13 protein-coding genes and 2 pseudogenes are annotated in these 15,858 nt (G+C 41.1%); all 15 read right to left on the bottom strand.

Annotated features, from left to right (window positions below; all coding sequences use genetic code 11):
• Positions 1-9: 9 nt before the first annotated feature.
• Positions 10-933, bottom strand: a complete 924-nt coding sequence (locus tag IE070_RS06910; protein WP_189481835.1) for a WavQ — start codon at positions 931-933, stop codon at positions 10-12.
• A complete protein-coding gene (locus IE070_RS06905) occupies positions 933-2,447 on the bottom strand; it encodes a lipopolysaccharide biosynthesis protein (RefSeq protein WP_189481833.1) in 1,515 nt (504 codons plus the stop codon). The genes IE070_RS06910 and IE070_RS06905 overlap by 1 nt, the downstream gene beginning before the upstream one ends.
• A gap of 4 nt (positions 2,448-2,451) precedes the next feature.
• A complete protein-coding gene (gene rffA / locus IE070_RS06900; RefSeq protein ID WP_189481831.1) occupies positions 2,452-3,582 on the bottom strand; it encodes a dTDP-4-amino-4,6-dideoxygalactose transaminase in 1,131 nt (376 codons plus the stop codon).
• Positions 3,579-4,142, bottom strand: coding sequence for an acyltransferase (locus tag IE070_RS06895; protein WP_189481828.1), 564 nt, complete (start codon positions 4,140-4,142; stop codon positions 3,579-3,581). Before IE070_RS06895 ends, rffA begins: the two co-directional genes overlap by 4 nt.
• A 60-nt stretch (positions 4,143-4,202) precedes the next feature.
• Positions 4,203-4,385 (bottom strand): dTDP-4-dehydrorhamnose 3,5-epimerase family protein, encoded by a 183-nt coding sequence (locus IE070_RS16775; RefSeq protein ID WP_373296935.1) that lies wholly within the window; start codon positions 4,383-4,385, stop codon positions 4,203-4,205.
• A gap of 32 nt (positions 4,386-4,417) precedes the next feature.
• The gene (locus tag IE070_RS16770; RefSeq protein WP_373296934.1) at positions 4,418-4,543 is read right to left on the bottom strand and encodes a dTDP-4-dehydrorhamnose 3,5-epimerase family protein; all 126 of its coding nucleotides are present in this window, start codon (positions 4,541-4,543) and stop codon (positions 4,418-4,420) included.
• A gap of 162 nt (positions 4,544-4,705) precedes the next feature.
• Positions 4,706-5,071: a sugar nucleotide-binding protein gene (locus IE070_RS06885; RefSeq protein WP_189481826.1), complete on the bottom strand. Its 366-nt coding sequence runs from the start codon at positions 5,069-5,071 to the stop codon at positions 4,706-4,708.
• A gap of 101 nt (positions 5,072-5,172) precedes the next feature.
• Positions 5,173-5,436, bottom strand: a pseudogene (locus IE070_RS06880) (GDP-mannose 4,6-dehydratase); the annotation flags it as partial.
• Positions 5,433-6,689 (bottom strand): UDP-N-acetyl-D-mannosamine dehydrogenase, encoded by a 1,257-nt coding sequence (wecC, locus tag IE070_RS06875; protein ID WP_189481824.1) that lies wholly within the window; start codon positions 6,687-6,689, stop codon positions 5,433-5,435. The pseudogene IE070_RS06880 and the gene wecC, both read right to left, overlap by 4 nt.
• A gap of 6 nt (positions 6,690-6,695) precedes the next feature.
• Positions 6,696-7,814 (bottom strand): annotated as a pseudogene (gene wecB, locus IE070_RS06870) (non-hydrolyzing UDP-N-acetylglucosamine 2-epimerase).
• Positions 7,815-7,817: 3 nt separating this feature from the next.
• Positions 7,818-8,741: a Wzz/FepE/Etk N-terminal domain-containing protein gene (locus IE070_RS06865; RefSeq protein ID WP_189481823.1), complete on the bottom strand. Its 924-nt coding sequence runs from the start codon at positions 8,739-8,741 to the stop codon at positions 7,818-7,820.
• A gap of 49 nt (positions 8,742-8,790) precedes the next feature.
• Positions 8,791-11,553: an SLBB domain-containing protein gene (locus tag IE070_RS06860; RefSeq protein WP_189481821.1), complete on the bottom strand. Its 2,763-nt coding sequence runs from the start codon at positions 11,551-11,553 to the stop codon at positions 8,791-8,793.
• 187 nt (positions 11,554-11,740) lie between these two features.
• Positions 11,741-12,235: a transcription/translation regulatory transformer protein RfaH gene (gene rfaH / locus IE070_RS06855; protein WP_189481819.1), complete on the bottom strand. Its 495-nt coding sequence runs from the start codon at positions 12,233-12,235 to the stop codon at positions 11,741-11,743.
• Between the two features lie 99 nt (positions 12,236-12,334).
• The gene (locus IE070_RS06850; protein WP_189481816.1) at positions 12,335-13,648 is read right to left on the bottom strand and encodes a capsule assembly Wzi family protein; all 1,314 of its coding nucleotides are present in this window, start codon (positions 13,646-13,648) and stop codon (positions 12,335-12,337) included.
• Between the two features lie 199 nt (positions 13,649-13,847).
• Positions 13,848-15,857, bottom strand: a complete 2,010-nt coding sequence (locus IE070_RS06845) for a capsule polysaccharide biogenesis protein (RefSeq protein ID WP_189481814.1) — start codon at positions 15,855-15,857, stop codon at positions 13,848-13,850.
• Between the last annotated feature and the right edge of the window lies 1 nt (position 15,858).

Here is a 15,858-nt window from a genome sequence, read left to right as displayed (position 1 = left end):
TAGTCACTATTAAATTTTAACTAAACCAAAATAATCAATACTCTCTTTCGCAAAAGCATTAACTGAATCAGAAACTTTATTTATCTCATTCTGTATATGAGGAAGTACTAAATTTTTAGTGTCATCTGCCCATTTTATTTTTTCGAATCCATAAGCTAAACCATGACGATCATCTTGATTAGGATACCAAGATACTTCTGAAACACCTTCATCACCAATTACTATAGACTTAGATCCACAAAGAACCGCAAATATAGAATATGCTGTATATGTGTCATAACTAACAAAGAACTCTACTTTCTTAAATATTTTTGAAACTTCTTCATGTGAAAGATTATCTATCAAAATATCACCTGAATGATCTTTAATAAAGGCCTTTCCTTTACCTTTCCGTATGCAGTATGCATAACCGCTTCTATTTTTAGACGCATTTGATAAATTATAATACTCCAAAGGATAGTGAATGACTTTGAGCTCGTTTGGTGAAGTACAAGAACCAGGAAAACTAAAATCCTTTATAGCGGAATTAAATTTAAAAATTAATTCGCCAGAACTAAAATAAAAACGTTTTTCATGAAAACCAGGTTGATGTAATAGCCATCTAACAACATTTTTTGCTCTTAGAGGATTACCAAATACAACTTCAGGATAGACAACAATAAAATCATCCAAATTATCAATAGAACCCTTATAAACAGGAGTTTTAAAATTACTATTTGTTTTGAAACCTTTAATAGAAGTGAAAACAGACCATTTTAAAAAATTGAAAACATTTTTAAAGAAATTAAATCTGTTAATCTCATAGGTATATGCATAAGGAAACAAATATGAGCTATAACCCAGCTCATTTAAAACGTGACATAGTTTATGTAAAACCACTACGCCACCGCTTTTTTCATCATATGATGGTGTAAAAATTAAAAATTTAGCCATTAAAACTTCACCCCTACAGCGCCAGTTTTTGAGCTTGAAAATCTCGAAATGTAAATACAAACATAATAAAAAACTAAAATATATAACAATAAAAATAAAATAAACTGATGAGTTAAATATTCCCCTCTTAGAAAGAGATTAACAACATGAAGACAAAGCGTAGAAGAAATAAAAACAAAAACTGGGAGAAAAAACATCTTCAACTGAGGTTTCTTGAAATATTTTTTTAGAGTAATTAATCCCCAAAAAATAAAAAACACAAGAGAAGACATAAGACTAAATATTGCACATACCTCCGCTCCATATTTAACCGCAGCAACTATACTGCCAGGAATAGTTATAAGACTGTAGATTAAATAAGCAAAAAACTGTCGATTTAGACGATTTATTGAGTAATAAAATAGAAATATAAAATTTGAAAATGATTGTATAACTGCTGAAAGCACTAGCCATTTCAGGTACATGTTAACGTTTTCTGTCAAGGTGATATCTCCAAGCCAAAAACTTAATATATACTTCCCAAAATAAAAATACATTGGAGTAAATAGCGCAAAAAACAAAACAAAAATTGTAAAAAACTTAACTATAAGTCGTGAATAACTTGAAAAATCACCAGAGCTGTAGAGACTTGTCAGCCTTGGCATTAAAAATTGATTAAGAGGCATGATTACTAAATTAACACTTAATGCAACCTGAGCTGCAATTTGATAGTAGCTAAATGTTTCTAAAGAAACATATTTAGATAATATCAGCTTATCTATTTGAGACGCTACTGTCCATATTATAGTTAAGCCAGATAGATGCAGACAGTTCTTGATGAAGCTTGATAGCTGATATTCGTTTTTATCGAAATTTATTTTTGCTTTTTCATCATAAAAAGATATTATTTTTATTATCCGTTTTGAGTATAAAAGACCCAAAAAATACATAACTATACAATCGATAAAACAAAAAAAAGCAACTACTGCTAAATACACATCTACATTTGCTTCGTAAACTTTCAATATATAATAAGGTATAATATATTGGCATGAAGTTATTACCACTTGCCAAACTGATAACTGGACTTGCTTCTCAAACCCCACAAGTTTGCTAGTTAAGTATCCTTTTAAAAAGGTTAAGGACAAAATTATACCTATGATAATTAAACTTTGGTTCATTAAGTTTAATGACAAGTCGGCTTCAAACCAATAAAATGTAAGATAGTCAGCACCAATAAAAAAAAGTAAAAAAATAAAAACAGATACCCCTAGAATGAATAGGAAAATCTTTAACCATAAATTTAATGCAGCTGTAAACTCTTCAATATTAGTCTTGCTAATTGATAAAACTCTTACCATGCCCCCGCTCATACCTGCATCAAGCAGGCCTAAAAAGGACATCATCAACAACATGAAAGACACTAGACCATATTGCTGAATACCCACTTCAGCGATTATCAACGGGATAAATACAAGAGGAAGCACAGCTTTTAGAATCTGTGCTGTATATAGTGACGATAACTTTAATAACAAAAAACTATTCCTCAGTATAAAACTGGTTGATTAAACTCACTATATAATCTACATCTTCAAATTTAAGTTCATAAAATAGAGGCAACCTAACTAATCTATCGCTATACTTTTCACAATTCAATAATGGCTCCCCTGAATATTCTCCTTCAAAATATGGACTCTTGTGTAAAGATATATAGTGAAAAACTGCTGACACTTTATTATCTTTCAAAAATGCAATCAATCTAGAACGCTCATCTAGATTCCTACATACCATATAAAACATGTGCGCATTGTTAGTAGCATAATCTGGAATTACAGGTAACAAAATTTTATTTGACAATTCTAAGGTACTTAGCTTTTGGTAATATCGAATCCATAATTCTTTTCTCCTAGTCTGAATTAATTCGATATTCTCCAACTGAGCAAACAGATACGCCGCTATTATATCTGATGGTAAAAAAGAAGAACCAATGTCAACCCAACCATATTTATCTACTTCACCACGAAAGAAAGATGTGCGATTGGTTCCTTTCTCTCTTATTATTTCGGCTCTTCTTACATATTGGTCTTTATTAATAGTAAGTAAACCACCCTCACCAGCGATTATGTTTTTCGTTTCATGGAACGAAAAAGCTCCAAAGTCACCAATCGAACCTAACCGCTTATCTTTATAATAGGAATCAATTGCTTGAGCTGCATCCTCTACTACAAATAAACTATTTTTCGATGCGATACTCATAATTTTATCCATATCACAAGCTACACCAGCGTAATGCACAACAACTATTGCTTTTGTTTTAGATGTAATAAGCTTTTCAATATGATTAGGATCTATATTTGGATTATCACTACAGCTGTCTGCAAAAATAATTTTTGCACCTCTTAATACAAACGCATTTACTGTAGATACGAAAGTATATGAAGGGGCAATTACCTCGTCACCCGGTTTTATGTCAATTAGTATTGCAGCCATTTCTAAGGCGTCTGTACAAGATGTTGTTAAAAGGGCTTTTTTAAAACCCTGCTCATTTTCAAAGAATTTATGACATAACTTTGTATACTTTCCATCACCAGATATTTTCCCAGATGCAACTGAGTCTGTAATGTACCTAATTTCGTTATTAACAAGTAGTGGTTTATTAAAAGGAATCATTTTTTTAAATCCGATAGAAATTCTTTTTCCAAAGCCAGAAGATTTTTGCTTCTTTCTGACCTTCTTATTGCTGGTGTTCCGAAATATATTCCCCAGCTATTTGTTGATTTTATAACTAAAGACATTGCTCCAATAGAGCATCCCTCGTCGATTGTAACACCTGGGAACACGACCGCATTTGTACCAATAACAACATGCTTATTTATAATTACTCTAGCAAATTTTTCATGTTTAAACTTCTTAGGAATATTCGAATTGACTAAAGACTTGCCTGAATAATCATCGCTTTGAGAAAATACTTTTACGCCATAGGCTAATGTTACAAAATCCGACATAATAATTCCGGGCTCCCCACCCGCGACTAAGCACATTGGTGTAATGTGACAGTATTTCCCTATTTCTACAAAGCCTGAGACAACACAGAAATCATCAATACGTGACTCATCGCCAATACTTATTTTCTCAGGATTGTAAATGGAAGCTTTATCACTTATTTTTACACCACGACCAAGGAATCGGAACCCCATTTTCTCCATTTCATTTTGACTTAAATATGCCACAAAGACACCTCTAAATATGGTTTTATCATCATAAAATTTATAGCTAAAAATTTGAATTAATTAATCTTTTTCGTTTACGCTTATATTTGCTAGGTTCGGCCATTCAATGTTTGGAGAAGATGATTTCCAATCAAGATAACATTCAGACTCTTTGTTATAATGACCGGTAGTTTTACAATAGAATTTTGTGTTGTCTTTGAGAGCTAGAAATCCATGAAAAAACTCTTCTGGTATCCACTGCACCTTTTATTATAGGCTGATAACTATACAGCCAATTAACTACCGTAATTCTCAGTTTTTTTTCGAATATCAACTGCTAGATCAAACACACTGCCAGCTTTAGCAGGAACCTTTTTATCCTGTGCAAATGGTGATATTTGATAGAACAGCACCCTTAACACAACGCGATGTTAAAGCGATTAGTTATATTGTACAAACTCTCGGCGAGCTATTTGCTCACATAAACCTTCATGATTCCATAAACCAGCCACGTTCATCACCATATATAACAGGTTCGATAATTTTTACTTCCGGTATCGCTGTATCAATAACTTTCATCATCTTCACTTATATAAAGTAAGGTTTTCAAATGTCTTAGCCCAATCAGAAGGCTTAATGGCAAACAGTTTAGTAATTTTATCGCAATTAAGCATTGAGTATTTTGGACGCTTTGCAGGCGTTGGATAATCTGCAGTTGTAATCGCCTTAATATCAGGAATTTTAACTAAAAGTTTTAAACGATCTGCATGGTTGAATATCGCAACCGCAAATTGATGCCAACTGACAAAAGGCGTGCCACTGAAATGGTAGATGCCCCACCTTGTCTCTTCAGTGGTTTTAATCCGAGCACAAATACTGATTATGGCATCAGCTATATCACCAGCATATTTAGGGCCACTAGCTAGTACGATTCCTTTAAACTCTGCCATGTTAAGCTCCCTGCCCTCATTGTTCTAATTGGTAACTACCATCAAATACCGCTTGCCACCACTCTTTGTTATCTAAATACCATTGTACGGTTTTACGTAAAGCGGTCGACATGGCTTTCTGCCGCTAAATGCATTAACGCATCAGGCTGATGTTTCTCAAACAGAGCTGCCATGGCCGCAGCATCACAAATATCAGCCTGTTCAAATGCATAGCGATTACTGTCAGCAATGCTAGCTACTGATTTCAGATTGCCGGCATATGTTAGCTTATCAACATTAACAACACTATTTGCAGTCTCATTGATAATATGACGCACCACAGCAGAGCCAATAAAACCGGCACCGCCGGTTACCAGAAACTTCATAACCAAATCCCCTTTGTATCTACTATTATGCCCTGCTGCGGCTTTTGTTGTTTGAATGGTTTGTGATCAACCAATAACAAATGAATATCAGATTCTGAATAAGCCTGTTCTCTTGATACTAAAGTCTGCTGAGCTAATTTTGCTGGCAGATGCTCAATATTTGGCTCTATCAAAACTACCGGCCCTGCATGCAGTGCGATAATCTGTTCTGCAATAAACATTGAAGGGCTTTCCCGTAAGTCATCAATATCAGGCTTAAACGCTAACCCATAACAAGCAATGGATACATCTTTAGCCGTTTTTCCAGGGTTTGCTTGAAGAAAATCCGCAATAGCAATTTTTACTTTATCGATAACCCATAGTGGTTTGCTATCGTTGACTTCGCGAGTAGTACGAATAAGTCTTGCTTGTTCGGGTGTTTTGCTAACAATAAACCATGGGTCAACAGCAATACAGTGGCCCCCTACGCCAGGCCCAGGCTGAAGAATGTTCACCCGCGGGTGACGATTAGCCAATTTAATAAGTTCCCACACATTTATATCGAGCTTATCGCAAATCATGGATAATTCATTGGCAAAAGCTATATTGACATCCCGGAAGCTGTTTTCGGTAAGCTTTGCCATCTCCGCTGTGCGTGCATTGGTTATCACGCACTCGCCTTGTACAAAGGTTTTGTATAAAGCCACCGATGCAGCTGAGCACTTCTCAGTCATACCGCCAATTACCCTATCATTCTCAATCAACTCACGCATTACATGGCCGGGTAAAACACGTTCGGGGCAATGGGCAATGCGAATATCGGAATTTTCATCATGAGTTTGCGGAAAAGTAAGATCAGGTCTTGCTGCTGCTAGCCAAGCTGCCATTTGCTCAGTGGCACCCACTGGTGAGGTGGACTCTAAAATAACCAAATTACCTTTGGCTAATACCGGTGCTATCGCTTTACTGGCCGACTCAATGTAGCTTAAATCTGGCTCGTGGTTATCACCTTTAAATGGTGTAGGCACTGCAACAATAAAAGCATCTGCGGCTTGTGGTACCGTAGTCGCTTTTAAATAACCCTCATTTACTGCGGCGTGCACTACTATATCTAAATCTGGCTCTACAATATGAATTTTGCCCTGATTAATGACATCAACAGCTTTTTGGTTTACATCCACGCCTATTACTTTGATTTTTCTTGAGGCAAAAACAGCTGCTGTGGGCAAACCTATGTACCCTAACCCTATAACGGATAAAGAAGAAAATTTCATGTATTACTAACCTTGAATAAGCTTATCGAGAATGCGTTGACAGGCTTTGCCGTCACCATAAGGATTGTGAGCGCGGCTCATGCTGTTATATGCAGTATCATAAGTAAACAAATTGATTACTTCATTGGTGATTTTTTCAATGCCAGTAGCTACTAACTTTACCGTTCCTGCAATAACCGCTTCTGACTGTTCGGAGGTATCACGCATTACTAATACCGGTTTGCCAAGTGACGGCGCTTCTTCTTGAATACCGCCAGAATCTGTCAGAATAATATGTGCGCGAGTCATCAAGTATACAAAAGGCAAATAGTCTTGCGGCTCAATTAAAAATATATTGCCTAAGCCTGCTAACAGGCGATTTACCGGCTCTTGGACATTAGGATTTAAATGCACCGGATAGACGATTTGGCTATCCGGAAATTTAATCGCAATTCGCCGCAATGCTTCACATATACGCTCAAAACCGCCGCCGAATCTCTCGCGACGATGACCAGTTACCAGTACCATTTTTTTGCTGCTATCTAAAAAGGAGTAACGGCTGACTAGTGATGACGCAAGCTCAGTATTCTGTTCTATTATCTGTTTTACCAGCAGCAAGGCATCAATAACGGTATTACCGGTAACGCTGATACTGGCAACATTAACATTTTCAGCCAGTAAGTTTTGCTGAGAAGTTGCGGTAGGAGCAAAATGAAAACTGGCTAAGGCACCAGTTAGTTTACGATTACCTTCTTCTGGCCAAGGGCTGTAAATATTGCCAGTGCGCAAAACCGCTTCTACATGTCCTACTTTTATTTGCTGATAATAAGCGGCTCAAGACGCCGCCAGTGTAGTGGCTGTATCACCATGCACCAGAACCACATCTGGCTTAAACTCAGCCAGTACCGGTTGCAAGCCTTTAAGAATATTATTGGTGGTATCAGTAAGGGTTTGGCCGGCTTTCATGATATTTAAATCATAGTCCGGCGTTATTTCAAATAATGCCAATACCTGATCTAACATTTCACGATGCTGCGCAGTAACACAAACCTTAGCATCGAAACGGCTATCAGTTGCCAGTGCATGTACTAGTGGCGCCATTTTAATAGCTTCTGGCCGGGTACCAAATGCAGTTAATACTTTCATTAACTAATTCTTTTTAGGGAAATAACGAACTAATACAACTAATGCTGACAACATAGCGCCAAGCAATATCGCCAATACCACAATTAAGGCTCTGGCCGGCTTTGCCTTATTCTCTGAGACAACTGCAGGATCAATAGTTTTAAATACATATTCATCACGAACATTAGCCAACATAACCGTTTTCGTTTGCTCTTCAATTAATGAAAACAGCATACTGCGCACATCTGCTATATTAGTTTGAGAAATTTGAGTGTTTAAATAAGCAATGCTGCGCTCGGCCTCTGTTAGCTCCCGCTCGCGCATTTCGTCGTTAATAGCCGTTACCAGTTTGTCAGCCCAAGCTTTGGCTAAATAAGGTGAGAAATGTTCAACACTAAGCTTTACCATACCTGAGGTTTTATCCTGGTCTACGGAAAAGAGCTTTCTAAACTCATCAAAGGTTTCGAGATTGCTTGGCTTGGGTTGAAATGGCACTTTTACTTTGCGCACCCACTGCTCACTGCTTTCATTGTAAATTTTCGGGTCCCACAGCAGTTGGTCCGTTGTTCTGTCCCAACCCTCTGCTGCCATTATCGGTAAATACAAATCATTCTGCTCGATAAAACGGCTGATAAAATCTCGCGATTTTAATATCTCTAATGCCAAACCCGTTTTATCTCCCCCTCCCATGCCCCCTAGATTTACGCCAGCTAGTGCAGCTAACCCACCTAGTTGACCAGGAATTTTTAAACCCGACTCTTCTGAAACCGGTGCTAGCGTCACTTCACTTTTATAAATGTTGGGTAAGCTAAGCGCATAAAAAACAGCCGCAACACTGAACAACAGTGTTGTTACAATAATAATCCATTTACCCTGCCATAACGCTTTAAAAAGCTCTCGCAAATCAATTTCGTCGTCAGCCAGCGGCGTGTGTTGTTGTTCTGTCATAACATTCCTACAGTGCCTTGTTGGTAATCAGCAAGGCATAAATCGTTATTTAAAATGAGTTCAGTGCAGCAATGGCAACGGCGGTTTGATAAAAAATCTGCGTTACTTGTGCCCACATACTTAAGCCATCTTTGTATTCGGTATCCAATGGCATAATAATGGTGTCACCAGGCTTTAACTCATCACTTGACGCACTAAACCAGCGGCTTTGATTTGGGATCATTACCGAGCCATCGGCACGAATAACAAATACTCGCTTATCATCAGCGCGTTTACGTGCTCCGCCCGCTAAAGCTAAATAATCATTCACATTTAAACCGGTGCGGAAGCGATGTGAACCAGGGTGTTGTACCTCGCCCATAATCGTTACTGAGGTTTGGTTACGTGGGATAAATAAGCTATCTTGATGCTCTACTTCAATATCGTAATCTGCTTTCCCCAGCGCAATTTGCTCAAGATCCACCACCATGCGCCCAACAGGCTCTAGTGTTTGCAGCTCATTAAGCAATGCCAAGGGTGATCCACCAGTTGCAACTTGTAGCGTGTTTTGTGACGTAAGTGCACGGCTAGCCACATCAGACTTTAGCTGTTCTAATAACTTAGCAGCTTGCTCAGCCTCACGATTTTTAATGGCTTCACGGGTAAATACTGCACCATAGGGATATGCGTCTGAAGTAAAGCCACCTGCACGTTTAATGACATCTGATAATTTTTCGCCCTTTAATACTTGATAAGCGCCTGGAAAACGAACTTCGCCACGAATATTCACTAGGCGTACTTGAGACCAATCTGGCGTAGTAAACACATTTACGCGATCACGACTGGCCAAGGTTACATCTTGTTGCTCGCCACTTAAAATAGCACCTAAATCAATATTAATATTTTGTTGTTCAACACCATTGCGTTCAACTTGCTGCGCCAAAAAGCGGCTTAGTTCCGCGCGGGGTAAATACGCCGAACTATTCAAGCCTGCCGCAGCTTCAATTAGCATGGCCACATTGCCGTTAACGGGTAAGGGATATTCACCTGGTACTTTTACGTCGCCACTCACCGATACAATAGGAATAACGCGGCGGTCGGTACTTTGCTTGCTTAACGTTTGTAATAAGGGATACAACAATTCACGACGTGTAAAATGCTTAGACAACGCCAGATATTCTGGATTGACATACAGTTGTTGCAGCATATTCGCCACAAAACTTTCAATTAAAGCTGGCTCAGTTAACGCATTATCTTCAAATCTATATTGGGTGCTGGCAATTAACGCACTACTGCTTTCTATTTGTTTAAAGAAGGTTGCCGTAATATCACCCGACAGTAATGCATTTTCAGTAAAGTGGGTTAATTTGGTCTGTACCGCTTTACGTATAAAACTGTTTAGCTTCTCACGTTCAAATGCTTGATTGACCTCGTGAAACACCAATACGATATCTTGAGGTTGTAGCGTAAGCGGACTAAAGTCAACCGATTGACTAGTATCGACAGCATCCAATAAGTTAAATTGCATTACCTCAACATCACCGCGATTATTAATGCGGCGCACCACTAAAGCATAATCGGTATCTGTGCTGTTTAATAAATCTGACCACACATTGCCGAGTAAATGATGTAACTGCATGCCCGTTTTCCAAGCATAACTACCAGGGCGAGATACCGCACCAACGATGGTTACTTGATCGCGAACGCGCTGCGAGAGTAATGGCACTACCAGCTTATCACCTGAACGTAGTGCAAAGTTTTGCGCACTGGTTTCGTTTAAATTTAAGTTTACTAATTCACGTCCATTTGGGCCTGAACGTTGCAAAGACACCGCATTCACATGCGCTGACGCTTGCAAACCGCCAGCCATCGTTAATAATTGTCCTAAGGTTTCACCTTGCGCCAATTCATAATACGCAGGGCGACGAACTTCACCTTCTATGGCAACCACCGCACCAGCAGGCGCAACAAACACAACATCACCGTGCTGCAGCGTAATATCGTTTGCGTTATTTCCTTTTAACAGCAAATCGTATAAATCGAATCGCGCAGTTACTTTACCATTACGGGTGACTCGAATGTCGCGCAAGCTACCAATATCAGAAACCCCACCAGACACAAATAACGCCTGCGTGACAGAGGTCAACGCCGATACCGCATACATCCCTGGATTAGCCGCTTCCCCTGCTACAAACACATTAATAGTGCGAAGCTTTCCCATGGTTACCGCAGCTTGCAAGCCAATGTTTGCTTCGCTGATCCGATTACGAATTAAGCTACTGGCTTCGGTGAACGTTAACCCCACTACATTCACAGGCCCTAAATCAGGCAGGTTCACACTGCCCTCGCGGTTCACCACAAGCTCATAATTATCGCTTTGTTTACCATATAATTGCAGCAACAAAGTATCGTCTGGCCCAAGTCGATAATTATCGGGTACCGGCGCGTTACTTACCGGCGCAAAGGTACTGATTTGCGCATCAAATAAATTCTCACCAAAACGGCGCAGCTTCGCTGGCTCATCAGATAACGGTGTTTTACGTTTATCCTCAAGATCCGCCAAGGCTTGCATAAGTAGCATATCGTTACTATTTGCTGCAGGTTGCAGTTTATCTACACTGTTGCTTTGTAAACGGTTAGCTGAACTGCCACCCGTGATACTCGACAAATCCACTCCATATTGTTTTGCTAACGCTTCTTGTTGGGCTTTGGGTAAGCGCTGAAACTGCTCTATTTGCGCGGCAGTGGGCTGTTGAGCAAAGGCACTGGCTGCCATCATGAGTGCGGCCGTGCTGACCAGCAATTTACGAAAAAAACGTGTAGACAAACTCATTAACTTGCTTCCGTTTTGAGATTTATGCTGAATAATTAGCCAGCTTCCAGACACGCTACCGCCCATGAGTTAGGCGCCCCAATGCTGGAAATATGGCTCAAGGCAAGGGAGTATAACGCAAAACGCCCTGCCGACCTGTTGTATTTCTATCGCGGCAAAAATTCTTAACAACTTTTGCCACGTAACGTTAATTTGCTCTGCTTAAAACGGTGTTTTCAACACTTAACTGTAGTGATTGACCTAAAAATTTAAGCAAAATAATACTTCTATGCTCGCCATCTGCCATCTCAAACACACCATTTAAATGCGCAAATGGGCCCGCTAAAATGGCTAAGGTGTCACCCTTTTTAAATAGCTGTGTTGCAGGAACTTGCTCTAAAGCCAATTGGTTATGTCGTAATGTGGTAATAAGCGAATCGGGTACCTTAGCCAGTTCATTACCAAATTTTACTAAACCCGCTACGCCACGCGTACTGCGAATAGTCGATAAATTTGGCACTGACGGAAACTTCACAAACACATAACGGGGAAAGAGTGGCTCAGTGTGGATAATGGCTTTACCCGCACGATTTTTTCGGGCATAAAAAACAGGAGAAAAGGTTTCAAAACCTTGATTCTGTAGATGCGCTTGGGCACGTGCTTCTTCACGCGCTTTACTGTAAATTACCAACCAACTGTCCATAGTCGTCACTCTCCTAACTCGCTGCGCGGATGGTATTGTGATAATAGCACCGCGTCAAGAAATTCACGGTGAACTGGATGGAATTTAACAAAAAAAACACTACCAACGCCATTCCCAGGTAGCGCCTGCGCGGTGGGTAAATTCCGTTTGGTTGCTAAGCACATTGTCGCCGTGCTGCAGTCTATAATCTAAACTTAACAACCCACCCAAAACAGGTAGCTGAATACCAGAGTGAAGCGAGATGGGATCCGATAGATAAGATGTTTCCTCGACCAGTTGAATCACTTTATCACTGTCATCTACAAGTGAAATCTTGGCATATGCCGCGTGCCCTTGCGGCATGTAAGCTTTAATACCCAAAGTGATCATGCGCTTAGGTTGTGCTAAGGCTTCATTTGGTTGCAAACTCAACCAATATTGGTATTTTTCTGGGATATGCTGTAATTCAGCAAAGGCGTTTAGTAACAATGACTCATGACCAAAATGCCATTGCGCGCCCAACAACCAGCCCTGACTAATCTCGCCTGTGCGCTGTGACGATAACTCAGAATACAACGACCAATCACCTTGTCGCCATTGCACATCAATACCCACCGTTGTGCTATCTGCCACCGTGTAACGTTCAAACAACGCAGGAATGCTTGCTAATTGCTCAGGATAAGGGCGTAATCTTACTAGTGAGCCACCAATTTCTAACGAGGGTATCGGTCGAAAATTCGCCCGTGCTGCACCATAACGTGCGTGCCGTAATACCGCCGTACCGGCATACTCCCCAATTTGCACATTTACATGTATTGGACCAAGCCAGCTTACCGCATTACCTAGTAACTCATTGGCATTTAATCGGCTTACTTGCACGCTTTTGGCTGGCCTGCTTTGGTTATCAAACAAAAAACTTTGATGCTGTGCTGGCCCCCACCACTGTGGCACAACCCCCGCCATTAACACCCAATTCCCCAATGTATAGGCACTGTAACTGCCATCCCAATGTGTCTTATTGTCAGTATACAAATTGCTGTCGTAGGCTTTATCACGAAACTGTTTAAAAACGCCAGCCGACCAATTATGTCCTTTAAGCTCGGTGCCAAGCGATACTTTAGCTTGCTCTTGATACGCATTGCCACCATCAGACAAACCAAAGGGATCAGTACTGCCACTCAGCGCTAATGACGTCATCGTCTCTTGCTGCGCAAAACGGGCTGCTGTTAACAAGCGGGTATAGGCTAAAAGTTGAGTATCGTTAAGTGAAGAGGTATCAATACGGGCAAGATCTTGCAACAAAGGTCGCCACATTAAGGGAAAGGTATTTACCGCGGTGCGGATTTGTCCAGCATCCGCCAATAACTGAATACTACTACGCAAATACTGATCGTCAGTATTCACCCAAGGCGCAGCTTTTAGCGGCGCGGTCATAAACAAAGATGCAGAAGCTAAAACTAAAATAATGTTACAACGCATTATAAACCCGCGACATCCTGTTCATAAAATTCACCCAAGTATGCTAGCAGAGCCGCCCTCGACAAACAAGTGCAGACTTATCCACACAGCTACGGCAATGTACCGGAGTCGACACCGGAGTTGTTTGGATAAGTCGCGTGAGATGGGGATGCGGTTAAGTGCGATAGCATTGTTGTAGTTTACGAAGTAAAGTTCGCCACAGAGGTGTCGTTGTAGGTTGTTTTCGACGCAATAAGGCTAATTCGCGGATCACTTGCTCAGGCGTGGTGTAATACCCCGTTAGACGGCTAATATAAGTTGGATACCGAATAAGCGTAGCGGCAATCAGCTCCTCCACTCTGCGACTCACGCCACGGCGTAAAGGAGGATACACATCGGTGGTCAAGCCCCAGCCTGCATAAAAAGGCTGCCCATAGCACGTGACAGCTTTACCGCGTAACAAGGCTTCAAAACCGGCCAGCGAGGTTAACGTGTGTACCTCATCAACGTGTGCCAACATATGCGCCATATCCTGATCGGTCACCAATTCATCGTAATCGGCTTGTGGTTTTGCGTCGGCTTCTCCTGCTATCCGTAACCCCGCTAACACATCAGGATGGGGTTTATAAACAATATATGCCTCTGGATTAGCCGCTTTAACCGCACGCAATAACTGTAAATTCGTTTTTAACACCGGCGATCCTAAACGAATAGAGGCATCCGACTCAACTTGACCAGGAACTAAAATAACCCGCTTGGCTTCAGGCCGCAGCCAACTGCCTTTACCCACGTTGTATTTTGTAACATGTTGCGACACCAATACGGTTTGCAAATTGCGCGCGCGTGCCAGTTCATTATCCGTAAAGCGGGCGTTTAGCAATAACTGCTCTAAGCCAGAAGGCTGGGTAGCATCATAATACATACCAATACAATCAAATACCCAAGATGATGGGCGAATCATATCTGCACCAAGCCCCACTGAGCGAATAAAGCCATCCTCTACCCTAACCGTTTGCTCTCGCGTAATGGCAGTGCCCCACTTTAACTCCCAGGCTAACTCAGGAATACGATGGCTATCTTGTACCATGTGCAAGGTGCTGCCTTGCACAAATCGACGCAGTACTGGCCGTTTCCAGCGTGAAGGCTTTACTGCATATAACTGCGCAGGCAAACGCTCACGCTGGCTTCGCTGCAATGCCATCCACCCGAGTAACTCTTCTACTTCACAACGTTCAACACGTTCTGGATGAATATAGCGCGGGTATCGTACTAGCGCGGCATACACCAATTGAGTAAGTGAAACGGAACTGCGGCGCTCCGGCGCAGTAAGCGCATCATGCGTTAAGCCCCATCCAGCATAAAATGGCATGCCAAAGGTAAAAACGGGTTTTTGCCACAATAACGCTTCAAAGCCCATCTGCGACGTCACACAAAATACCGCCTCCGCTTTTTCTAGCAACGCGGGCGCATGAATATCCGCGGTTAAAACGGTTATGCGCGGATGCTGTAATTGTTCAGGTTTAAAATAGCCCTGTTTTTTCCCCGTAAACACATCAGGATGCGTTTTTACCACCACCCTAAGCGAACTGTCGTAGTTAAGGGCGCTGTCTAACATCCGTTGAAAACTGTTTGCATCCGCTTGGCCAAAACCAATAGCCGCATCACCAAAGGTTTGATCTATCACTAATACAAACGGCATATCGGGAACGGCATGCTCACGGCTGTGGTTATATTTTGAAACTCTACTTTGTTGCCAAAGCGCTATAAGTTGCTCAGCCCGATGTACTTGCGTGCTATCCAGTGGCGCTGTAATTAATTGCTCTAATCGTGATGGCCGTGTGGCATCGTAATAAATCCCCACATCATCCACGACCACAGACATCGGTGGGCTTGATAAGCCTAATTCGACAGAGCGTAAAAAACCGTCTTCTACCCGCCAAATGGGTAAACCTAAGCGTGCTGCAACACGCTCAGCTTTGTACGCAGAAGGCTTTCTCCCCCACGCTAATACGGCTTGAGTATTTTCAGGTACGCGAGGACACAACGCAGGTGCAAATTGCCTTAACCAGTAGGGTGAATAATAAATTGGCGCTTGAAGCAATGTGTCTAAAGCAGGTAATCGCGATAACGCTGGCGAAACACATAACAAGGGAGCAGCTGTTACTTGCGACGAAAAAGTATCCAAA

Source organism: Alishewanella tabrizica (assembly GCF_014652375.1).
Classification (GTDB): Bacteria; Pseudomonadota; Gammaproteobacteria; order Enterobacterales; family Alteromonadaceae; genus Alishewanella; species Alishewanella tabrizica.
This window is presented reverse-complemented; position numbering and strand designations above follow the sequence as displayed.